The organism is Pseudomonas sp. Tul2A7 (assembly GCF_054790505.1).
Genome location: NZ_CP186499.1, coordinates 4,203,781 through 4,224,674, shown reverse-complemented (window position 1 = coordinate 4,224,674; position 20,894 = coordinate 4,203,781). Strand labels below are relative to the sequence as shown.

Annotated in this window: 19 protein-coding genes; 10 read left to right on the top strand and 9 right to left on the bottom strand. The window is 59.5% G+C overall.

Features of this window, described 5'->3' with window-relative positions:
- Nucleotide 1 precedes the first annotated feature (1 nt).
- Nucleotides 2–301 (top strand): PilZ domain-containing protein, encoded by a 300-nt coding sequence (locus tag ACOYXJ_RS19035; RefSeq protein WP_460370977.1) that lies wholly within the window; start codon nt 2–4, stop codon nt 299–301.
- Nucleotides 302–353: 52 nt separating this feature from the next.
- Here the strand turns inward: ACOYXJ_RS19035 and ACOYXJ_RS19030 are convergent, their stop codons facing one another.
- Nucleotides 354–1,043 (bottom strand): MlaA family lipoprotein, encoded by a 690-nt coding sequence (locus tag ACOYXJ_RS19030; protein WP_038362262.1) that lies wholly within the window; start codon nt 1,041–1,043, stop codon nt 354–356.
- Between the two features lie 198 nt (nt 1,044–1,241).
- Between ACOYXJ_RS19030 and ACOYXJ_RS19025 the strand changes: the two genes are divergently transcribed.
- Nucleotides 1,242–1,862: an HAD family phosphatase gene (locus ACOYXJ_RS19025; protein ID WP_460370974.1), complete on the top strand. Its 621-nt coding sequence runs from the start codon at nt 1,242–1,244 to the stop codon at nt 1,860–1,862.
- Between the two features lie 108 nt (nt 1,863–1,970).
- A complete protein-coding gene (locus ACOYXJ_RS19020) occupies nt 1,971–2,234 on the top strand; it encodes a DUF4404 family protein (RefSeq protein WP_077573823.1) in 264 nt (87 codons plus the stop codon).
- 172 nt (nt 2,235–2,406) lie between these two features.
- Here the strand turns inward: ACOYXJ_RS19020 and queF are convergent, their stop codons facing one another.
- Nucleotides 2,407–3,237: an NADPH-dependent 7-cyano-7-deazaguanine reductase QueF gene (gene queF, locus ACOYXJ_RS19015; RefSeq protein ID WP_460370972.1), complete on the bottom strand. Its 831-nt coding sequence runs from the start codon at nt 3,235–3,237 to the stop codon at nt 2,407–2,409.
- Nucleotides 3,238–3,298: 61 nt separating this feature from the next.
- Nucleotides 3,299–3,826 carry a copper-resistant cuproprotein CopI gene (gene copI / locus ACOYXJ_RS19010; RefSeq protein WP_460370970.1) on the bottom strand — a complete coding sequence of 176 codons (528 nt, stop codon included), beginning with the start codon at nt 3,824–3,826 and terminating at the stop codon, nt 3,299–3,301.
- A gap of 165 nt (nt 3,827–3,991) precedes the next feature.
- On the opposite strand from copI, the gene ACOYXJ_RS19005 reads away from it, so the two are divergent.
- Both ACOYXJ_RS19005 and ACOYXJ_RS19000 read left to right on the top strand, forming a co-directional pair.
- Nucleotides 3,992–4,672, top strand: coding sequence for a heavy metal response regulator transcription factor (locus ACOYXJ_RS19005; protein ID WP_460370968.1), 681 nt, complete (start codon nt 3,992–3,994; stop codon nt 4,670–4,672).
- Complete coding sequence (locus tag ACOYXJ_RS19000; RefSeq protein WP_460370966.1) at nt 4,672–6,018, top strand: heavy metal sensor histidine kinase; 1,347 nt, start codon at nt 4,672–4,674, stop codon at nt 6,016–6,018. The genes ACOYXJ_RS19005 and ACOYXJ_RS19000 overlap by 1 nt, the downstream gene beginning before the upstream one ends.
- Nucleotides 6,019–6,137: 119 nt before the next feature.
- On the opposite strand, the gene ACOYXJ_RS18995 is transcribed toward ACOYXJ_RS19000, so the two are convergent.
- From ACOYXJ_RS18995 to ACOYXJ_RS18985, 3 genes are all read right to left on the bottom strand, one after another.
- Nucleotides 6,138–7,382, bottom strand: a complete 1,245-nt coding sequence (locus tag ACOYXJ_RS18995; RefSeq protein WP_150794820.1) for a lipoprotein-releasing ABC transporter permease subunit — start codon at nt 7,380–7,382, stop codon at nt 6,138–6,140.
- 63 nt (nt 7,383–7,445) lie between these two features.
- The gene (gene lolD, locus ACOYXJ_RS18990) at nt 7,446–8,144 is read right to left on the bottom strand and encodes a lipoprotein-releasing ABC transporter ATP-binding protein LolD (RefSeq protein ID WP_123451267.1); all 699 of its coding nucleotides are present in this window, start codon (nt 8,142–8,144) and stop codon (nt 7,446–7,448) included.
- On the bottom strand, nt 8,137–9,387 hold the full coding sequence (locus ACOYXJ_RS18985; RefSeq protein ID WP_122596973.1) for a lipoprotein-releasing ABC transporter permease subunit: 1,251 nt from the start codon (nt 9,385–9,387) through the stop codon (nt 8,137–8,139). The genes lolD and ACOYXJ_RS18985 overlap by 8 nt, the downstream gene beginning before the upstream one ends.
- A gap of 94 nt (nt 9,388–9,481) precedes the next feature.
- Here ACOYXJ_RS18985 and ACOYXJ_RS18980 point away from each other — a divergent pair, with 94 nt between their 5' ends.
- A complete protein-coding gene (locus ACOYXJ_RS18980; RefSeq protein ID WP_016986736.1) occupies nt 9,482–10,063 on the top strand; it encodes a PilZ domain-containing protein in 582 nt (193 codons plus the stop codon).
- A gap of 14 nt (nt 10,064–10,077) precedes the next feature.
- Entirely contained in the window at nt 10,078–10,800 is a 723-nt protein-coding gene (locus tag ACOYXJ_RS18975) for a glycerophosphodiester phosphodiesterase (RefSeq protein ID WP_007910500.1), read from the top strand.
- A gap of 42 nt (nt 10,801–10,842) precedes the next feature.
- Here ACOYXJ_RS18975 and sthA read toward each other — a convergent pair whose 3' ends face one another.
- Entirely contained in the window at nt 10,843–12,237 is a 1,395-nt protein-coding gene (gene sthA / locus ACOYXJ_RS18970; RefSeq protein ID WP_038362239.1) for a Si-specific NAD(P)(+) transhydrogenase, read from the bottom strand.
- A 197-nt stretch (nt 12,238–12,434) separates the two neighbouring features.
- The gene (locus ACOYXJ_RS18965) at nt 12,435–13,379 is read right to left on the bottom strand and encodes an FAD:protein FMN transferase (RefSeq protein WP_460372982.1); all 945 of its coding nucleotides are present in this window, start codon (nt 13,377–13,379) and stop codon (nt 12,435–12,437) included.
- Nucleotides 13,380–13,541: 162 nt separating this feature from the next.
- Between ACOYXJ_RS18965 and tcuC the strand changes: the two genes are divergently transcribed.
- A complete protein-coding gene (tcuC, locus tag ACOYXJ_RS18960; protein WP_150794816.1) occupies nt 13,542–14,843 on the top strand; it encodes an MFS transporter in 1,302 nt (433 codons plus the stop codon).
- Between the two features lie 180 nt (nt 14,844–15,023).
- Here the strand turns inward: tcuC and ACOYXJ_RS18955 are convergent, their stop codons facing one another.
- Nucleotides 15,024–16,487 carry a glyceraldehyde-3-phosphate dehydrogenase gene (locus ACOYXJ_RS18955; protein WP_116030895.1) on the bottom strand — a complete coding sequence of 488 codons (1,464 nt, stop codon included), beginning with the start codon at nt 16,485–16,487 and terminating at the stop codon, nt 15,024–15,026.
- Between the two features lie 354 nt (nt 16,488–16,841).
- Between ACOYXJ_RS18955 and mfd the strand changes: the two genes are divergently transcribed.
- Together mfd and ACOYXJ_RS18945 are read left to right on the top strand one after the other, a co-directional pair.
- Entirely contained in the window at nt 16,842–20,291 is a 3,450-nt protein-coding gene (mfd, locus tag ACOYXJ_RS18950) for a transcription-repair coupling factor (protein WP_150794815.1), read from the top strand.
- Between the two features lie 10 nt (nt 20,292–20,301).
- A complete protein-coding gene (locus ACOYXJ_RS18945) occupies nt 20,302–20,883 on the top strand; it encodes a CsiV family protein (RefSeq protein WP_102902242.1) in 582 nt (193 codons plus the stop codon).
- Nucleotides 20,884–20,894 lie beyond the last annotated feature (11 nt).

The window sequence follows — 20,894 nt, the reverse complement described above, 5'->3', positions numbered from 1 at the left end:
TATGAGTCAAACCAGTCGGGACTACAGCGAAAAGCGCGATTTCATCCGCATGCGGGTCGATGCCGATGTCGTGTTGATTCATGAAGGCGATGAGGTTTCAGGCGTTTGCATCGACCTCTCCAGCAGTGGCATGCAGGTCGACGCACCGCGCCAGTTCGCGGTTGGTGATCGTTTGAGCGTGCGCATCGACTCCGATCACGCCGCACTCAGCGGCCTTGAGGCCGAGACCGAAGTGGTCTGGGTCAGGCCACAGGATGGCGGCGGCCAGAAGCTCGGCCTGACCATCCTGAAGATGAAATAGCTACACACAAAAAAGGCGACCCTGAGGTCGCCTTTGTGTTTACCGGTCGAGATTAAAAATCGTCTTCGACCTGGCCATCTTTCACTTTGAACTCGCGGTTCTGCAAGTAAGCGTTGCGGATGAAGGTGTACTTGTCGCCGCTGATCAACTTTTCGCTCGACAGCAGGCTGGCGCGGGTGTCGACGATGTTCAGACCGAAGATCGAGTTACGCGTAGGCACGTGGTCGATGTAGCGGTACATCCCGGTGTAGCTGTCGACGTACTTGGAAGGCGCATCACGCAACGTGCTCGGCCCCATCAGCGGCAGCATCACGTACGGACCGCTACCTACGCCCCAGTAACCGAGGGTCTGACCGAAGTCTTCGTCGCTGCGGTTCAGGCCCATTTTGGTGCCGACATCGAAGAAACCGAGCAGACCGAAGGTGGTGTTGAAGATCAGGCGGGCAGTGTCAACGCCAGCAGCAGCCGGTTTGGCCTGCAGGATGTTGTTGGCAAGGTTGGTGACGTCACCGACGTTGCGGAACATGTTGTGGATGCCGTCTTCGAGGAACTGCGGCGTGACAAACTCATAGCCCTGGGCCAATGGCTTCAGCGCGTAAGTGTCAACGAAGTCATTGAACTGGAAAATCGGGCGATTGACGCTTTCCCAAGGGTCTTCTTCCGTTGCCGCCTGAGTGGCGAACGGCGCCAGCAACAGGCCGGCACATACACTTAGCTGAGCGAGCGGATAGCTCCAGCGCATAGAAAAACTCCTTGGATTTGTACTGTCGCGGGCATCGGGGCCCGGGCATTAAGGCCGCTAGTATAAGCGCAAAAGCCCTTTTGGACAGTCGGCCAATTGTGCAAAGTTGTAGGACGCCTCCCACACCGCGTTTCACATAGCCGTCACGCAACTGTCACCTGGAATGACTAGCCTTATCGCTATTTCAGGGACGTTGCCATGTCACATGCCGAAACCTTGCCCGTCGCCGCGTCCAGCCTGACCGCCGTACTGTTTGGACTCAGCGGCTGTCTGGTGGATTTCGGTGCCCGCGCTCGTCTAAATACCATTGCCCGGCCCGAATATGCCGAGGCCACGCCGGGCGCGCTCGACAGCCTGCACAGTTTGCAGCGCCAGCAGATTCCCTGCGCCTGGCTGGATGAACTGTCCCCTGCCCTCGCCCAATCGTTATCAAACTCGCTACCGGCCTGGATCAAACCCGCGCAATATTCGGCAACAATCAATCCATGGCCTGCGCCGAACGCTTGCTGGCAGGCCCTGATGGATCTGAACGTCAGCGTTCTGGACGGTTGCGTATTGGTCAGCGGTGAGCCGCGCCTGTTGCAGGCCGGCCTTAACGCTGGGTTGTGGACCATCGGCCTCGCCTCCTGCGGCTCGCTGTGCGGCCTGGCGCCGGGTGAATGGCAAGCGCTGAGCCAGAGAGAACGCGAACAGTTGCGTGGCAAGGCAACGATGCAGCTATTCGGGCTCGGCGTGCATTCGGTCATCGATCACTTGGGCGAACTCGACACCTGCCTGGCGGACATCAGCCTGCGCCGGCTCAAAGGCGAAAAGCCCTGATCGGGATCATGCAGGTTTGCCGGGAGTGGATTAATCTAAAGGTCAGCCATAGACCTTTGGCGCGCGGCTGCGGTCAATGCCAGTGCCTATTGATAAAAGGAAACCACCATGCCCGCCCAAGAACTGCAAAAACAGCTCGATACCCTGCGCGAGCAGCTGGAGCAGAATCCACCGCTGTCGGAAGTCGAACGTGAAGACCTGCGTGTGCTGATGGCGCAAATTGAATCCGAAATTCAACTGGAAAATGCCACTCAAGACGCCAGCATCGCCGATGGCGTGAATCTGGCGGTTGAACGCTTCGAAGTCGAACACCCGGCTATTGCCGGCACCCTGCGCAATATCGTCAACGCGCTGGGCAGCATGGGGATCTGACTCCCCCCGAAACGCAAAAAGCCCTGCCATCACTGGCAGGGCTTTTTCATTTCAACTTTGGCAATGCGTTCCCCTGTAGGAGTGAGCCTGCTCGCGATAGCGGTGTGTCAGTTAACATCATCGTCAGCTGACACACCGCTATCGCGAGCAGGCTCACTCCTACAGTTGATCTTTATTGACGCACGAGGCGGTGGTTCGGCAGCTGTACGTTTTCGGTGCTGCGATACGGATTGATATCCAGACCACCGCGACGCACGTAACGTGCAAACACCGTGAGTTTCTCGGGTTTCAACAAGCGCTGCAGATCAAGGAAAATCCGCTCCACACACTGCTCATGGAAGTCAGAGTGCTGGCGGAAGCTGACGATGTATTCCAGCAAACTGGCGTGATCCAGTGCCGAGCCACGATATTCCACCACCACTGTGCCCCAGTCCGGCTGACTGGTCACCGGGCAATTGGATTTGAGTAGATGGCTATACACCGTCTCCTCGACAACCCGCGACTCATCGCAACGCAACAGTTCCGGGCGCGGATGCTCATAGTTGCTGACGCTGATATCCAGATCGTCGATGCACACGCCGGGCAACGCCACAACGCCTTCTGCTTCAACGTCCTTCAGACTGCGAACCCGCACGCCGACCGGTTTGCCGGCGGCGGCAGACAAATCCTTGACCAGCGTCGCTTCCAAAGAAGTGACGTCGGCAAACGCCGTCTGGTTCAGCGAGTTCAAATACAGCTTGAACGACTTCGATTCGATGATATTCGGCGAATCCGCCGGAATGCTGAATTCGCCGATCGCCACCACCGGTTTACCCGACGGCAGCAGCCACGACAACTCGAAGCAGTTCCAGAAATCCACACCTTTATACGGCAGGGTTTCGGCGGTCAGACCCAGCTCGGCCCATTTCGCGGTGCGCGGAATCGGGAACAGCAGGGACGGCGTGTACGTGGCGATGTATTCGCTGGATTTGCCCAGCGGCGAATGTTCGGCTGCGGGATGCATGGCGGAAACCTGACTGAATAATCAGCGGATTCTACCAGCCTTTACCCACACCTTTGAGTGCTTACTGACTGACAGTCAGTTTGCCGACCATGCCCGCCTGATAATGCCCGGGAATATTGCAGGCGAATTCCAGACTGGTGGCCTTGCTGAAGGTCCAGGTCAGCTCGGCGGTTTTGCCCGGCTCGACCAACACACTGTTCGGATCATCGTGCTTCATGCCATGGCCCATCGCTGCGTGATCCATGCCGGCCATATCGTGGGACATTTCCTTCATGCCGGTAGGCGTGAGCATGCCGCTTTGCTGCATCTGCAACATTTCCTGCTGGTGTTTGGCGTGCATTGCCGCGTCACCGAGGTTGAATTCGTGCAACAACTGGCCTTTATTCACCAGCACAAAACGAACGGTCTCACCGGCCTTGATCTGAATGGTCTTGGGATCGAAGGACATATCGCCCATCACCACTTCAATGCTGCGCGAGGCTTTGGCGGCCGGTGCTGGCTGGCCGAAATCGTAGGTGTGCGCGGGAGCTGCAAACGCCGTCGAATTCATTGCCAACAAACAGATGGCCAGGGATTGGCGTAAAAACATGGTCGTTCTCCAACAAGATAAGGTTCAGCCTGTGGGAAACTTTAGCCGGCCGGCGCTGGCATCTACCTGACAGGCAGATTACAACTTTGTCAGGTTGGCGTTTGTCACCTGCGCTCACGGTATAAAGCTTTAGTTTCTACACCCCCGAACCCACCCGAGTCGCCCATGAAACTGTTGATCGTCGAAGACCAAGCGAAAACCGGCCAATACCTGCGCCAGGGCCTGACCGAGGCCGGGTTCAATACGGAACTGGTGGCCGACGGCAACAGTGGTCAGCAACTGGCGCTGAGCGGCGATTACGCGCTGCTGATCCTCGACGTGATGCTGCCGGGACGCAGTGGCTGGCAGATTCTGCACGCAGTGCGCAGCGCCGGGCTGGATACGCCGGTACTTTTTCTCACGGCCAAAGACGCCGTGGAAGACAGGGTTCATGGCCTCGAACTCGGTGCCGACGACTATCTGGTCAAGCCCTTCGCCTTCTCCGAACTGCTGGCGCGGGTGCGCAGCCTGTTGCGGCGCGGCAGTGCCACACCGCAGGAAACCAGCCTGCAACTGGCCGATTTGCGTCTGGATCTGATCCGCCGCCGGGTTGAACGCAGGGGTCAGCGCATCGACCTGACCGCCAAGGAATTCGCACTATTGGAGATGCTCCTGCGTCGGCAGGGCGAAGTGCTGCCGAAATCGCTGATCGCCTCGCAAGTCTGGGACATGAATTTCGACAGCGACACCAATGTCATCGAAGTCGCGATCCGCCGTTTACGCCTGAAGATCGACGACGAATTCCCCAATAAACTGATCCACACCGTGCGCGGCATGGGTTACGTGCTCGAAGAGCGTGGCGCCTGATGCGTCGTTTGTCCCTGAGTTCGCGCCTGGCCCTGTTGTTTGCCGCCTGCACCGCCGTGGTTTCACTGTTTGCCGGCGTGCTGTTCAATCGCGCCAGCGAGGCGCACTTTATCGAACTCGACCAACAGCAATTGGACGGTAAGCTGATTGGCCTGCGCCGCGCCTTGCAGGATGTTCAACCCGCGCAACGCGAGACACGGCTGGCCGATGAGCTGAGTCGTCAGGCCGACCTGTCGCTGCGCATCACTGGCAGTGACGGCCAACGCTGGTACGACAGTTCGACGCAAATCCCCAAGGATTTGCCGCCAGCATCCGGCCTGTCGACCGTGAGTCACGACGGCACCGACTATCGCGTGCTCAACGCCGCGCTCTACCCGGAAAAAGCCGATTCACCGCAATTGACCTTGCTGCTGGACATCACCCATCACCAGCATTTCCTGCAACGCATGCAGCACCTGATCTGGCTAACGGTCGGGCTGTCAGCGCTGGCCACCGCTTTGCTCGGCGCCTGGGCCGCACGCAGCGGCTTGCGTCCGTTGCGGCGCATGAGCGCTGTCGCCCGTGGGATTTCCGCTCAATCGTTGAACGCCCGACTGCCGGAAGCGCAAATGCCGCCCGAGCTTGCGGAAATGGCCCACAGCTTCAACGCCATGCTCGCACGCCTCGACGACTCGTTTCAGCGGCTCTCGGCGTTTTCCGCCGACATCGCCCACGAACTGCGCACCCCGCTGTCGAACCTGCTGACCCACACTCAAGTCACCCTCACCCGCCCACGGCCAATCGAGGATTACCGCGAGGCGCTGCACAGCAATCTCGAAGAACTGCAATGGATGGCGCAGTTGGTCAACGACATGTTGTATCTGGCCAAGGCTGATCACGGCTTGCTGATGCCCAAGCGTGAACCCTTGGAATTGGCGGATGAGACCGATCTGCTGCTGGAGTTTTTTGCGCCGCTGGCGGAGGACGCCGGGGTCAAGCTGAGCCGTGAGGGCAATGCGCAGATCAAGGGTGATCGCAGTATGTTGCGCCGGGCCTTGTCGAATCTGCTGGATAACGCGCTGCGGTTTACCCCGGCTGAGGGCTATGTGAGCTTGCGGATCGTTGATCAACCGAATGCGGTACGCATTTCAGTCGAGAACAGTGGCGAAGGGATTTCTGCGGAGTTGTTGCCACGCCTGTTTGATCGATTTTATCGGGCCGATCCGGCGCGACAGGAAGGTAGCAGTGAGCATGCGGGATTGGGATTGGCGATTACTCAGTCCATCGTCCGCGCCCATGGTGGGCAGATTCATTGCGAATCAGAGGCGGGATGGACGCGGTTTGTGATTGAGTTGCCTCGAACCTGATCGTTCCCACGCTCTGCGTGGGAATGCAGCCCGGGACGCTCCGCGTCCCTTCCAGAGCCGAACGCGGACCGTCCGTTGAGGCATTCCCACGAAGAGCGTGGGAACGAGCATGGAGTCGCTTACGAATATCTCAGCGCGTGAGCCGGCTCGATCTTCGCCGCCCGCCAGGCCGGATACACCGTCGCCAGGAAGCTCAGAATAAAGCCCGCCGAGCAAATCAACAGCACATCCCCGCCCTGCAATTCCGATGGCAAATTGCTGACGAAATACACATCAGAACTGAAGATATGCTGCCCGCTGACTCGCTCGATCCAGCCCACGATCTGACTGACATTCAGCGCGGCGATCACGCCCAACACGCCGCCAATGATCGTGCCGACAATACCGATCACCGTGCCTTGCACCATGAAGATCGCCATGATCTGCCGTGGCGTGGCGCCAATGGTGCGCAGGATCGCGATGTCCGCGCCCTTGTCGTTCACCACCATGATCAGGGTCGCGATGATGTTGAATGCCGCCACCGCGACGATCATCAGCAACAGCAGGCCGATCATGGTTTTTTCCATTTTCATCGCGCTGAACAGGCTGCCCTGGGTGTGGGTCCAGTCGTCAGCCTTGAACTCGGCGCCCAACCCGGCGGCAATTTCCGAGGAGACTTTCGGCGCGGCGTACAGGTCTTTCACTGCCAGACGCACGCTCTGTACCTGATTCGGCTCCCAGTGCTGCATGGTCGCGGCGTCTGCGACGTGGATCAGGCCCATCGAGCCGTCCAGTTCGGCGCCAACCTTGAACACGCCGACCACGTTCAGTCGCTGCATACGCGGGGTGATGCCACCCGGCGCGGTGCTGACTTCCGGGACGATCAGGGTGATTTTGTCGCCGACATTGAGGCGGAAACGTCGTGCGGTGATTTCACCAATCACCACGCCGAACTCGCCAGGTTTCAAGGCATCCAGACGGCCCTGCACTATGTGCTGGGCAACGATGGAGACCTTGCCTTCCTGCGCCGGATCGACGCCGCTGATCTGGATCGGCTGCATCAAGCCCTTGTAGGAGAGCATGCCTTCCATCTCGGTGAACGGCACGGCGGCAGTCACTTCGGGATTTTTCATCGCGGCGGCGGCGACCGGCTGCCAGTCATCGATCGGCTTGACGCCAACGATGGTCGCGTGCGGCACCATGCCGAGGATGCGCGAGCTCATTTCGCGCTGGAAGCCGTTCATCACCGACAACACCACGATCATCGCCAGCACGCCGAGGGCGAGGCCGATCATCGAGGTCATCGAAATGAACGAAACAAAGCGATTGCGGCGCTTGGCGCGGGTATAGCGCGTGCCGATAAAGATCGATAACGGTCTGAACATTCGCTGGGGCACCGTATAAAAATAAAAGACCCGACGCCTTTTCAGGTGTCGGGTTTCAGCCAATCAGATAGGCGTGAGGCGACCTTCTTGCAGGTGCAGTACGCGATCCATCTGGCGGGCCAGGTTCATGTCGTGGGTCACCACCAGAAACGCCGTGCGCATCGAGGTGCTGAGTTCCAGCATCAAATCCTGAATGCCCTGCGCGGTGTGGGAGTCGAGGTTGCCGGTTGGCTCGTCGAGCATCACCAAGCCTGGCTTGTTCACCAAGGCACGGGCGATGGCCACACGCTGACGTTCACCGCCGGACAGCTCCGCCGGTTTGTGCTCCAGGCGATGACCGAGGCCGACGCGTTCCAGCAACGCCGTGGCGCGCTGACGGGCTTCCGGGATCGGCGTCTTGCCGATCAACAGCGGCATGCAGACGTTTTCCAGCGCAGTGAATTCCGGCAGCAAGTGGTGGAACTGGTAAACGAAACCGAGCGCACGGTTACGCAGCAGGCCACGCTTCTTCTCGCTCAGCGCCGACAGCTCTTCGCCGTCGAGCCAGACGCTGCCCTTGGTCGGCGTATCGAGACCACCGAGCAGGTTGAGCAACGTACTTTTACCCGAACCCGAGGTGCCGACGATCGCCACACGCTCGCCCGGATGCAACTCCAGTTGCAGGCCGGCGAGGACTTCTACCGATTCCGGGCCTTCCTCGTAGGATTTGCCCAGGTTACGGCAGCTCAAGATTGCTTGTTCACTCATGCCCGACTCACTCATAACGTAGCGCCTCCGCCGGCTGGGTGCGCGCGGCACGCCAGGCGGGATACAGGGTGGCGAGGAAACTCAGAACCAACGCCGCGGCGCAGACCATGACGACATCCTGGCTCTGTACCTGCGACGGAAGATAATCAATGAAATACACGTCAGCATTAAGGAATTTGTGGCCGATCAGGCCTTCCAGTGCCGAGATCGCCGCGCTGACATTAAGCGCCGCGAAAATGCCGACCACCGCGCCAATCGCCGTGCCGACCACACCGATCACCGTGCCCTGCACCATGAACGTACGCATGATCGTGCCCGGCGTCGCGCCCAACGTGCGCAGGATGGCGATATCGCCCTTCTTGTCGTTCACCACCATCACCAGCGTGGAAATGATGTTGAACGCAGCGACGGCGACGATCAGCAGCAACAGCAGGCCGATCATGGCTTTTTCCATGCGGATCGCCTGATACAGATTGCCGTGGGTGCGCGTCCAGTCACGGGCGTAGTAATGGTCTTCGCCGAGTTGCTGGGCGATGTTCCAAGCTACGCGCGGTGCCTGGAACAGGTCGTCGAACTTCAGGCGGATGCCCTGCACCTGATCAGGCTTCCAGCGGTGCATCTTCGCCAGATCCTGCAGGTTGGTGACGCCCAGATAGCCATCGAGTTCGCCAGCGCCGACATGGAAAATGCCGACCACGGTGAAGCGTTTCATGCGCGGGAACATCCCGGCCGGGGTCACGCTGACCTCCGGCGCGACGAAGGTGACTTTGTCACCGATGCCGACGCCGAGCTTGGTCGCGGCCTTGTCGCCGATGACGATGCCGAAGCTGCCCGGCGTCAAATCGTCGAGTTTGCCCTGCTTCATGAAGTTGTCGATGATCGACACGTTGCGCTCAAGCGCAGGGTCGATGGCGTTGAGCAACACCTTGGACACCTGACCGTTATTGGTCAGCAGGCCCTGCATCTGGGTGAACGGCGCTACCGCCGTCACCTGCGGGTTCTGCTTGACCGAGGTCGCCAGGCTTTGCCAATCGTTGATCGGCTCAGTGGATTCAATGGTCGCGTGGGGCACCATGCCCAGCACGCGGGTGCGCATCTCATGATCGAAGCCATTCATCACCGACAGCACGACGATCATCACGACCACGCCAAGGGCGAGCCCGATCATCGAAGTCAGGGAAATGAATGACACAAAATGATTGCGACGCTTTGCACGGGTATAACGCGTGCCGATAAATACGAAGAGAGGTCTGAACATGTCGGGGCTTGTTCGGAGGGAAAAGGAACGTCCTTGTGGCGGGGGTCGATAACCAGCTTTACACTCAGACCACCGCCGCTACCATGGGTTCGCCATGTCGACATTAGATGAAGAAGATCGCCGCGAATACTACCGTATCGAGGACACGATCGCACTGGAAATTCGGCCCCTGTCCGCTCCCGAAGCCGCAGGCCAGGAAGTGTTGCAGGATGCTTCCCCACTGTTCAACCTGCTCAGCGAACTGCACCTGAGCGAATTCGAGTCGCAGCACCTGTTGCGCCAGATCAGCGAACGCGATCGCGCCATCGCCGCGTTCCTGAAATCGCAGAACAAACGCATCGACCTGCTCAGCCAGGTGGTCGCTCTGACCGTGCTCGGCCATATCGGCGAGCCGCAACCGGTGATCATCTCCGAAGGCGGGATCGACTTTCAGTACCCGACGCCGATTGCCACCGGCGCACACCTGTCGGTGAAACTGGTGCTGATGCCGCAAGCGCTGGGCCTGTTGCTGCGCGCCCGCGTGACCCATTGCGACCGCAAGGGCGAAGGTTATGACGTCGGCACCGAGTTCGAACACTTGACCGATGCCCAGCGCCAATTGCTCGCCCGCTATATCTTGCAGAAGCAGGCACAGGAACGACGTCTGGCCCGCGAACAGAACGAATCAGGCATTTAATTTAAGGAAGAACCGTGACCCTCATCTACGGCCACCGCGGCGCCAAGGGCGAAGCACCGGAAAACACCCTGAGCAGTTTTCAGGAATGTCTCAAGCACGGCGTGCGCCGTTGCGAACTCGATCTGCACCTGTCCAAGGACGGCGAGTTGATGGTCATCCACGACCCGACCCTCAAACGCACCACGGAACGGCGTGGCAAAGTCGTCGAGCACACCGCCGCCGAACTGGTCACTTACGACGCGCGCAAGGGTGGCCCGGGCTGGATCAAGCCGTGCCCGATTCCGACGCTGGAAGAGTTGTTCGAGAAGTGTGATTTCGAGCACTGGCAACTGGAAGTCAAAAGCGCGTCGCGTACTCGCGCGGCAACCACGGTGCTGGCGATTCGTGAAATGGCCCAACGGCATGGCCTGCTCGACAAGGTGACGATCACCTCGAGTTCGCGAGAAGTGCTGAAAGCGGCGCTGGATCTGGTGCCGGATGTGTCGCGCGGGCTGGTCGCCGAATACGCCTGGCTCGACCCGTTGAAGGTCGCGGCCAGTTATGGCTGTGAGATTCTTGCGTTGAACTGGACGCTGTGTACGCCGGAACGCCTGCAGAAGGCGCAGCGTCAGGGGCTGCATGTGTCGGTGTGGACCGTCAACGAGCCTGCGCTGATGCGCAGACTCGCCGACTTCGGCGTTGACAGCCTGATTACAGACTTTCCCGGTTTGGCCACTGCCACCCTCGAGAATTGCTGAAATCGGTCTCCCCGGCCGGCTCAGGCCACCGGCCGGAGCCCGTCAAAAAAGCCGGTTGAGGCCGTCGTACGCCGCTACCCGATAGGCTTCGGCCATGGTCGGGTAGTTGAACGTGGTGTTGACGAAGTACTTCAGGGTGTTCAGTTCGCCCGGCTGGCTCATGATCGCCTGACCGATGTGGACGATCTCCGACGCTTGATAACCGAAGCAATGAACGCCCAGCACTTCCAGGGTTTCGCGGTGGAACAGGATCTTCAGCATGCCTTGCGGCTCGCCGGCGATCTGTGCACGCGCCATGCTCTTGAAGAACGCCTTGCCGACTTCGTACGGCACTTTGGCCTGGGTCAGTTCCTGCTCGTTCTTGCCGATCGAGCTGATCTCCGGAATGGTGTAGATGCCGGTCGGCACGTCATTCACGAAGCGCCAGCTACCGTTATCAACGATGCTGCCAGCAGCCGAACGACCCTGGTCGTGGGCGGCACTGGCCAGGCTCGGCCAGCCGATCACGTCACCGGCACCGTAGATGTTCGGCACGCAGGTGCGGTACGCCTCGTCGACTTCGATCTGGCCACGGCTGTTGACCTTGACGCCGATGTTTTCCAGACCCAGCGTGTCGGTGTTGCCGGTACGGCCGTTGCACCAGAGCAAGGCGTCGGCCTTGATCTTCTTGCCGGACTTCAGGTGCAGGATCACGCCGTTGTCGACGCCTTCAACGCGATCGTAATCTTCGTTGTGGCGCACGGTGATGTTGTTGTTGCTGAAGTGGTAGCTCAACGCCTGGGAGATTTCCGAGTCGAGGAAGCTCAGCAACTGGCCACGGTTGTCGACCAACTCGACCAGCACACCCAGACCGCTGAAGATCGATGCGTATTCGCAACCGATCACGCCGGCACCGTAAACGATCAGTTTGCGCGGGGTGTGGTTGAGGCTGAGGATGGTGTCGCTATCGTAGATACGCGGGTGGTGGAAATCGATGTCCGCCGGGCGATACGGGCGCGAACCGGTGGCGATGATGATGTGCTTGGCCACCAGTTTCTCGACCACGCCGTTGGCGCAGACCACTTCGATGGTTTGCTCGTCGGCGAAGCTGCCGGTGCCGAAGAACACGTCGACGCGGTTACGGGCGTAGTAACCGGTGCGCGAAGCGACTTGTTTGGAAATAACCTTTTCAGCGCTTTTCAACACGTCCGGGAACGAGAACCAGCGCGGCTCGCCGATCGCCCGGAACATAGGATTGGTGTTGAACTGCATGATCTGCCGCACCGAGTGACGCAGTGCCTTGGACGGGATGGTGCCGAGGTGGGTGCAGTTGCCGCCGACCTGGCGACGGCTGTCGACCATCGCGACCTTGCGCCCTGCTTTGGCGGCGTTCATTGCCGCGCCTTCTCCCGCCGGGCCGGAACCCAGCACCACCACGTCGTAGTTGTAGACAGCCATGCGTACTCCTCAGAACAGGCCGCGGTGCCAGCAGCACCGGCGGCTAAATCACGCCGAACGGCGGCGCGAAGGAACAATTGGGGGTCAATCAAGAACCCGGACACAGTCTATAGAAGCGTCAACGCCGCGCACATTAACCCTTGGTCGCGTCGTAGGCTACTTTTGCCTGCACTACAACGCCAGCTTTCGTATTGTTCTCAGTCAGTTTTCTTGCCACTGAGGCGCTCGAAAGCCGCATTGGTGCGGACGACAAAACCTGTATCGGCACGAATCACAAAGAATGCACCAATGTCATGTTTTTCGGCATAGTCCCAAGCCCTTTCGGGGCCGAGAATCAGCAACAGCGTCGATAGTCCATCGGCCATCAACGCTGAAGGATGAATCACCGTGACTGACGCCAGGTCGTGTAGGACCGGTGCACCGGTGCGGGCATCAAAGGTGTGGGAATAGCGCCGACCGTTTTGCAGGAAATAATTGCGGTAATCGCCCGAGGTGGAAACGCCGTAACCATCGACATTGATGATGCGTTCAGCGACCTGTTGATCATCACGGGGTTCTTCCAAAGCGATGCGCCAAGGCGAACCGTCGAGTTTTTTGCCTTTCGCCTTTAACTCCCCCGTCGCTTCAGCGAGGTAATCGTGAATGCCCAATGCGTCGAGCCTGGCAGCGATGGTTTCGACTGCATAACCGGCGGCGATGCTATTGAAGTCGACCTCGACGGCGGCATCCTTGCACAACTGATCACCATTGATGTGCAGATGCTGTTGGCCGACTCGCTGCATCACTTCGGCCAGCGCAGCAGCGTCAGGGACGTTCTCTTCGCGGCCTTGTGGGCCGAAGCCCCAGAGATTCATCAGTGGTTCGACGGTCAGGTCGTAGGAGCCTTCGCTTTGCGCTGAGAGTTGTTCGCCTGTGCGGACCAATTCGAGTATCGACGCAGGCATTTTCTGACAGCTGTTGGCGGGCAAAGCGTTGAAGCGCTCGATGTCCGAATCATTGCGATAGGTGGACAGCTGCCGATCGACTTCGCCGAGGATGCCCTCCACTTCACTGCGAACCTGCGTCGCTTCAGGTATGCCAGCGTGACGCAGGTACTTGATCGAATACGTGCTGCCCATGGTAGGTCCGCCGAAGCTTTCCATGGACTCGCCATTACCGCAGCCAGCCAATAGACCGCCAAGAATCACAAGCCCAAGCAAGCGTCCAGTGAACAATTATTCATCTCTCCGTAAAACCGCGGCGGCCATTATGAATTAAAGGATCTGCAACATCTTTATACAAAATCCAATAGCGAGTACCTGAACATGTCCTCCACCACGGGCAAAGGCAAAGCGATCTTTCGCGTTGTCAGCGGCAACTTCCTCGAAATGTTCGACTTCATGGTCTATGGCTTTTACGCCACGGCCATCGCCAAAACCTTCTTCCCCACCGACAGTGCCTTCGCTTCGCTGATGCTTTCGCTGGCTACTTTTGGTGCCGGTTTCCTGATGCGTCCGCTGGGGGCGATTTTCCTCGGCGCCTACATTGACCGCCATGGTCGTCGCCAAGGACTGATCATCACCCTCGCGCTGATGGCTGCCGGTACGGTGCTGATTGCCTGTGTGCCGGGCTACGCCACCCTCGGCGTCGCCGCACCGCTGCTCGTACTGCTCGGTCGCTTGTTGCAAGGCTTCTCGGCCGGCGTGGAGCTGGGCGGTGTCTCTGTCTATCTGGCAGAGATCGCGACACCGGGCCGCAAGGGCTTCTTTGTCAGTTGGCAATCTGCCAGTCAGCAAGCGGCAGTGGTCTTCGCCGGGTTGCTCGGCGTCGGCCTCAACCACTGGCTGAGCCCGGAACAAATGGGTGATTGGGGCTGGCGCGTGCCGTTCCTGATCGGTTGCATGATTGTGCCGGTGATCTTCGTCATTCGTCGTTCGCTGGAGGAAACGCCAGAGTTCCAGGCCAGAAAACATCGCCCTACCCTGCGGGAAATTGTCCGCTCGATCGGTCAGAACTTTGGCATCGTCATCGCCGGCATGGCGCTGGTGGTGATGACCACGGTGTCGTTCTACCTGATCACCGCGTACACCCCGACCTTCGGCAAGGCTGAGCTGCACCTGTCGGACTTCGATGCGTTGCTGGTGACGGTGTGTATTGGTCTGTCGAACTTCTTCTGGTTGCCGGTGATGGGTTCAATGTCTGACAGGATCGGACGTAAACCCCTACTGCTGGCGGCGACGATTCTGGCAATTTTGACGGCCTACCCTGCCCTGTCGTGGCTGGTGGCGAACCCGAGCTTCAGCCATTTGCTGATCGTCGAGCTGTGGTTGTCGTTCCTGTACGGCTCATACAACGGCGCGATGGTGGTGGCGCTGACCGAGATCATGCCGGTGGAAGTGCGTACGACCGGGTTCTCGCTGGCTTACAGCCTGGCAACAGCGACGTTTGGTGGGTTTACCCCGGCGGCGTGTACGTATCTGATTCATGTGCTGGATAACAAGGCTGCGCCGGGGATCTGGCTCAGTGGCGCGGCGGTGCTGGGGTTGATTGCGACGCTGGTGTTGTTCCACGGCAACCGGCATGAGTTGCGCACAGCGCAAGCTTCGGTCGCCGGCGGCGCCAACTAGATCGCCTTGGTCAGCGCGATCGTTCCCACGCTCTGCGTGGGAATGCCTCAAGGGACGCTCCGCGTTCCAATGGGACGCAGAGCGTCCCGGGCTACATTCCCACGCAGAGCATGGGAACGATCACGCCACAAACAAAAACGCCCCGACCAAAGTCGGGGCGTTTTCATGTGCAGCTATCGCTTAGCGCGGGAATGCTGGCGGGTTTACACCTGCCATGTCTTCCATCACGCGGATAACCTGGCAGCTGTAACCGAACTCGTTGTCGTACCAAACGTACAACACAACGCGGTTGTCCTGAACGATGGTCGCTTCAGCATCGACCACACCGGCGTGGCGCGAGCCAACGAAGTCGGTCGAAACCACTTCCTGCGAGTTGACGAAGTCGATTTGCTTGTGCAGATCGGAGTGCAGCGCCATGTAGCGCAGGTACTCGTTCATCTCTTCACGGGTGGCGGCTTTCTCAAGGTTGAGGTTGAGAATGGCCATCGACACGTTTGGCGTCGGAACACGGATCGCGTTACCGGTCAGCTTGCCGGCCAGCTCAGGCAGGGCCTTGGCAGCAGCGGTGGCAGCACCTGTCTCGGTGATTACCATGTTCAGCGCGGCGCTACGGCCACGGCGATCGCCTTTGTGGAAGTTGTCGATCAGGTTCTGGTCGTTGGTGTACGAGTGAACGGTTTCGACGTGACCGTTGATGATGCCGAACTTGTCATTCACAGCTTTCAGCACCGGCACGATGGCGTTGGTGGTGCAGGAAGCGGCGGACACGATCTTGTCCTCAGCGGTGATTTCACCGTGGTTGATGCCGTGAACGATGTTCTTCAGCTTGCCCTTGCCAGGTGCGGTCAGAACCACGCGGTCGATACCCGGGCACTGCAAGTGCTGACCCAGGCCATCGGCGTCACGCCATACACCGGTGTTGTCCACCAGCAGCGCGTCTTTGATGCCGTACTGGGTGTAATCCACTTCAGTCGGGTTCTTCGCGTAGATCACCTGGATCAGGTTACCGTTGGCGGTGATGGTGTTGTTTTCTTCGTCGATGGTAATGGTGCCGTTGAACGAACCGTGTACCGAATCGCGACGCAGCAGGCTGGCGCGTTTGGTCAGGTCGTTTTCGGCGCCTTTTCGCACGACGATGGCACGCAGACGCAGACCGTCGCCACCACCGGTTTTTTCGATCAGGATGCGCGCCAGCAGACGGCCGATACGACCGAAGCCGTACAGCACAACGTCAGTGCCTTTACGTGCGGAAGCGTTTTGCTGGCCAACCACGTCAGCCATTTCTTCACGAACGAATTGCTCGGCGCTGCGGCCGTTGCCTTCGTTACGGAATTTGAACGCCAACTTGCCCAGATCTACCGAAGCCGCGCCGAGCTTGAGCTCGCTCATGGCTTTGAGCAGTGGGAATGTTTCGTGGACGGAGAGTTCGCTGTCGTCGGAAGAACGGTGGCGCGCAAAGCGGTGAGCTTTGAGAATCGCGATGACAGACTGGTTGATCAGGCTGCGGCCATAGATCGAGCTCACCACGTTGTTATTGCGGTAGAGCTGACCGATAAGCGGAATCATCGCTTCTGCGAGTGCTTCACGGTCGATCCATTCACCAAGACACTGGTCGGGCTTCTGAGTCACGGTAACCTTCCACATGTAGGGGCAGAAAAAAGGGGCTACATTATGCCGCCGACAACCTCCTGTAGCAATGCGCGCTTGTCGCGAAATCGGTAACAAAATTCCGTTCAAAAAAATTACGCCTCTCTCAAGCCCAGTAAAACCGGGGCTTTCAGCGCAGTCAATTTTTCGACGACTGTTAGACGATGTCTGTAACCCTCCGTAACACCACCCCGTTTCGGCACTACATAACCACAAAAAAACGGCTGGTTTTTATGGTTACCACTACATTTCGTCCAAACAGCGAAGATAGACGTAGTCTGCAACTGACAGGCGGCACCCGACGCCGCTACAATTACCGACTTTGTCGCAAAGCCTGGAGCTCAACCTTCCGTGCCCGTTCTGCGTCTACCGCTACTCCCTGCCGAGGCAGGTAAACAGCATTGGGGCAATCTGCCCGGTGCTGCCCTCAGCCTGGCGATTGCCGAGGCTGCCAGCGCTGCCAAGCGCTTCACCCTGCTACTGACCGCCGACAGCCAGAGCGCTGAACGACTGGAACAGGAGCTGAGTTTCTTCGCCCCGGATTTGCCCGTGCTGCATTTCCCCGACTGGGAAACCCTGCCGTACGACCTGTTCTCGCCGCACCAGGACATCATTTCCCAGCGCATCGCCAGCTTATACAGGCTGCCGGAACTGGCGCATGGCGTACTGGTGGTGCCGATCACCACAGCATTGCACCGCTTGGCGCCGACCAAATTCCTGCTCGGCAGCAGCCTGGTACTGGATGTCGGCCAGAAACTCGATGTCGAACAGATGCGCTCACGGCTCGAAGCCAGTGGCTATCGCTACGTCGACACGGTTTATGAGCACGGCGAGTTCACCGTACGCGGTGCGCTGATCGACCTGTTCCCGATGGGCAGCAAGTTGCCGTATCGCATCGACCTGTTCGATGACGAAATCGAAACCCTGCGCACCTTCGACCCGGAAAACCAGCGCTCCATCGACAAGGTCGATTCGGTCAAGCTGCTGCCGGCTCGTGAGTTCCCGCTGCAGAAAGACGCGGTCACCCGTTTCAAGGCGCGCTTCCGCGAGCGTTTCGACGTCGACTTCCGTCGCTGCCCGATCTTTCAGGATCTGAGCAGCGGCATCACTCCGGCCGGTATCGAGTACTACCTGCCGCTGTTCTTCGACGAAACTTCGACGCTGTTCGATTACCTGCCGCAGGACACCCAGGTGTTCTCGCTGCCGGGCATCGAGCAAGCGGCGGAAAACTTCTGGAACGACGTGCGCAATCGCTATGAAGAGCGCCGCGTCGATCCTTCGCGTCCTTTATTGCCACCGGCGGAATTGTTCCTGCCGGTGGAAGACTGCTTCGCGCGCCTGAAGAGCTGGCCGCGTGTGGTTGCCAGTCAGCAAGACGTCGAAAGCGGCGCTGGTCGCGAACGCTTCCCGGCGCAAGCCCTGCCGAATCTGGCGATCGAGGCCAAAGCCACGCAACCGCTGGCCGCGCTGGCCGGGTTCCTCGATGAATTCCCCGGACGCGTGCTGTTCACCGCCGAATCCGCCGGCCGTCGCGAAGTGCTGCTGGAGTTGCTCGAACGTCTGAAGTTGCGGCCGAAAACCGTCGACAGCTGGCCAGACTTCGTCGCGAGCAAGGATCGCCTGGCAATCACCATTGCCCCGCTCGACGAAGGCCTGATGCTCGACGACCCGGCGCTGGCATTGGTCGCGGAAAGTCCGCTGTTCGGCCAACGCGTGATGCAGCGTCGCCGCCGCGAGAAGCGTGCCGACGGCAATAACGATGCGGTGATCAAAAACCTAACCGAGCTGCGCGAAGGCGCGCCGGTGGTGCACATCGATCACGGTGTCGGCCGCTATCTGGGCCTGACCATTCTGGAAATCGACAATCAGGCAGCCGAATTCCTCACCCTCGAATACGCCGAGAACGCCAAGCTTTACGTGCCGGTGGCCAACCTGCATTTGATTGCGCGCTACACCGGCAGCGACGACGCCCTGGCCCCGCTGCACCGCCTCGGCTCCGAGGTTTGGCAGAAAGCCAAGCGCAAAGCCGCCGAACAGGTGCGCGATGTCGCCGCTGAACTGCTCGACATCTATGCCCGTCGCGCCGCTCGCGAAGGTTACGCATTCGCCGACCCGAAAGCCGATTACGCGACCTTCAGCGCAGGCTTCCCGTTCGAAGAAACCCCGGATCAGCAGTCGACCATCGAAGCCGTGCGTGAAGACATGCTCGCGCCGAAACCGATGGATCGACTGGTCTGCGGCGACGTCGGCTTCGGCAAGACCGAAGTGGCCATGCGTGCGGCGTTCATCGCCGTGCATGGCGGTCGTCAGGTGGCGATTCTGGTGCCGACCACCCTGCTCGCCCAGCAGCACTACAACAGCTTCCGCGACCGCTTCGCCGACTGGCCGGTGACCGTAGAAGTCATGAGCCGCTTCAAATCGGCCAAGGAAGTGAATGCGGCGATTGCCGATCTGGCCGAAGGCAAGATCGACATCGTCATCGGCACGCACAAGCTGCTGTCCGACGACGTCAAAATCAAAAACCTCGGGTTGGTGATCATCGACGAAGAGCACCGTTTCGGTGTCCGTCAGAAAGAACAGCTCAAAGCCCTGCGCAGTGAAGTCGACATTCTGACCCTGACCGCCACGCCGATTCCGCGCACGCTGAACATGGCGGTGTCGGGCATGCGCGACCTGTCGATCATCGCCACGCCGCCAGCGCGACGCTTGTCCGTGCGCACCTTCGTCATGGAGCAGAACAAGAGCACGGTCAAAGAGGCCCTGCTGCGTGAATTGCTGCGTGGCGGCCAGGTTTACTACCTGCACAACGATGTGAAAACCATCGAGAAATGCGCTGCCGACCTCGCCGAACTGGTGCCGGAAGCACGCATCGGCATCGGTCACGGACAGATGCGCGAGCGCGAACTCGAACAGGTGATGAGCGACTTCTATCACAAGCGCTTCAACGTGCTGATCGCCTCGACCATCATCGAGACCGGCATCGACGTGCCGAGCGCCAACACCATCATCATCGAGCGCGCCGACAAGTTCGGCCTGGCGCAACTGCACCAGTTGCGTGGTCGTGTCGGCCGTAGCCACCACCAGGCGTATGCGTATCTGCTGACGCCGCCGCGCCAGCAAATCACCTCGGACGCGGAAAAGCGTCTGGAGGCAATTGCCAATACTCAGGATCTCGGTGCCGGTTTCGTGCTGGCGACCAACGATCTGGAAATCCGTGGTGCCGGCGAACTGCTTGGCGATGGCCAGAGCGGGCAGATTCAAGCCGTGGGCTTCACGCTGTATATGGAAATGCTCGAACGCGCGGTGAAATCGATCCGCAAGGGCGAGCAACCGAACCTCGATCAACCGCTCGGCGGTGGCCCGGAAGTCAACCTGCGGGTGCCAGCGCTGATTCCGGAAGACTATCTGCCGGACGTTCACGCACGCCTGATTCTGTACAAGCGCATCGCTTCGGCGACCGACGAGGAAGGCCTGAAGGATCTGCAAGTCGAGATGATCGACCGTTTCGGCCTGCTGCCGGAGCCAACCAAGAATCTGGTGCGCATCACGGCGCTGAAGTTGCAGGCCGAGCAATTGGGCATCAAGAAAGTCGATGGCGGCCCGCAAGGTGGGCGTATCGAGTTTGCCGCGCAGACGCCGGTCGATCCGATGACGCTGATCAAGCTGATCCAGAGCCAGCCAAAACGCTACAAATTCGAAGGCGCGACGATGTTCAAGTTCCAGGTACCGATGGAACGCCCGGAAGAGCGCTTTAATACTGTAGAGGCGCTGTTTGAGCGCCTCCTCCCGAAAACTGTTTGAAGGACGCCCAATGCGCCTGTTTCGTTCGCTGACTTTGCTGCTGACCTCGCTTTTGATCACAGTGTCAGCACCCTCGGTTTTCGCCGATGACCTGTATCAGGTCGAAATGATTCTGGTCCGGCAGAACGCCGTGCCGGCGATCGTCAGCCGTGCCGCGCCGGAAGACTGGGCCGCTGGCGCTCAGCGTTTGGCCGATGACAGCCAGCGCACGCCTGCACTGAATGACGTGGTGACTAAACTCACCGCCAGCGGCGACTACAGCGTGCTGATGCACAAGGCCTGGCAGCAAACCCTTGGCGAAGCACCGGCAAAAGTTGCGGTCAGCGACGGTCAGGAGCAGTTCGGCCAATTCCCGATCGAAGGCACGCTGGAGATGAAGCTCGGGCGCTTCACTGACGTCGCTGCCGATTTCTGGGTCAATCAGATCGACGCCAATGGCCTGGTCACCGCCAGCGAGCGCCTGAAACAGGACAGCCACACCAAGAACGGCCAGCTCAACTATCTCGACAACGGCCATCTGGCCCTGCTGATCAAGATCACTTCCCTGACCGCACCTGCGCCACGGGAAGCGCCTGAAGCGATTCCGGACTGATCGAAGTCCTT

What these genes read in the sequence shown, in the direction of transcription:
- ACOYXJ_RS19035 (WP_460370977.1), top strand. Translation starts at nt 2, where the DNA reads ATGAGTCAAACCAGTCGGGACTACAGCGAAAAGCGCGATTTCATCCGC.
- ACOYXJ_RS19030 (WP_038362262.1), bottom strand. Translation starts at nt 1,043, where the DNA reads ATGCGCTGGAGCTATCCGCTCGCTCAGCTAAGTGTATGTGCCGGCCTG.
- ACOYXJ_RS19025 (WP_460370974.1), top strand. Translation starts at nt 1,242, where the DNA reads ATGTCACATGCCGAAACCTTGCCCGTCGCCGCGTCCAGCCTGACCGCC.
- ACOYXJ_RS19020 (WP_077573823.1), top strand. Translation starts at nt 1,971, where the DNA reads ATGCCCGCCCAAGAACTGCAAAAACAGCTCGATACCCTGCGCGAGCAG.
- queF (WP_460370972.1), bottom strand. Translation starts at nt 3,237, where the DNA reads ATGCATCCCGCAGCCGAACATTCGCCGCTGGGCAAATCCAGCGAATAC.
- copI (WP_460370970.1), bottom strand. Translation starts at nt 3,826, where the DNA reads ATGTTTTTACGCCAATCCCTGGCCATCTGTTTGTTGGCAATGAATTCG.
- ACOYXJ_RS19005 (WP_460370968.1), top strand. Translation starts at nt 3,992, where the DNA reads ATGAAACTGTTGATCGTCGAAGACCAAGCGAAAACCGGCCAATACCTG.
- ACOYXJ_RS19000 (WP_460370966.1), top strand. Translation starts at nt 4,672, where the DNA reads ATGCGTCGTTTGTCCCTGAGTTCGCGCCTGGCCCTGTTGTTTGCCGCC.
- ACOYXJ_RS18995 (WP_150794820.1), bottom strand. Translation starts at nt 7,382, where the DNA reads ATGTTCAGACCGTTATCGATCTTTATCGGCACGCGCTATACCCGCGCC.
- lolD (WP_123451267.1), bottom strand. Translation starts at nt 8,144, where the DNA reads ATGAGTGAGTCGGGCATGAGTGAACAAGCAATCTTGAGCTGCCGTAAC.
- ACOYXJ_RS18985 (WP_122596973.1), bottom strand. Translation starts at nt 9,387, where the DNA reads ATGTTCAGACCTCTCTTCGTATTTATCGGCACGCGTTATACCCGTGCA.
- ACOYXJ_RS18980 (WP_016986736.1), top strand. Translation starts at nt 9,482, where the DNA reads ATGTCGACATTAGATGAAGAAGATCGCCGCGAATACTACCGTATCGAG.
- sthA (WP_038362239.1), bottom strand. Translation starts at nt 12,237, where the DNA reads ATGGCTGTCTACAACTACGACGTGGTGGTGCTGGGTTCCGGCCCGGCG.
- ACOYXJ_RS18965 (WP_460372982.1), bottom strand. Translation starts at nt 13,379, where the DNA reads ATGGAAAGCTTCGGCGGACCTACCATGGGCAGCACGTATTCGATCAAG.
- tcuC (WP_150794816.1), top strand. Translation starts at nt 13,542, where the DNA reads ATGTCCTCCACCACGGGCAAAGGCAAAGCGATCTTTCGCGTTGTCAGC.
- ACOYXJ_RS18955 (WP_116030895.1), bottom strand. Translation starts at nt 16,487, where the DNA reads ATGTGGAAGGTTACCGTGACTCAGAAGCCCGACCAGTGTCTTGGTGAA.
- ACOYXJ_RS18945 (WP_102902242.1), top strand. Translation starts at nt 20,302, where the DNA reads ATGCGCCTGTTTCGTTCGCTGACTTTGCTGCTGACCTCGCTTTTGATC.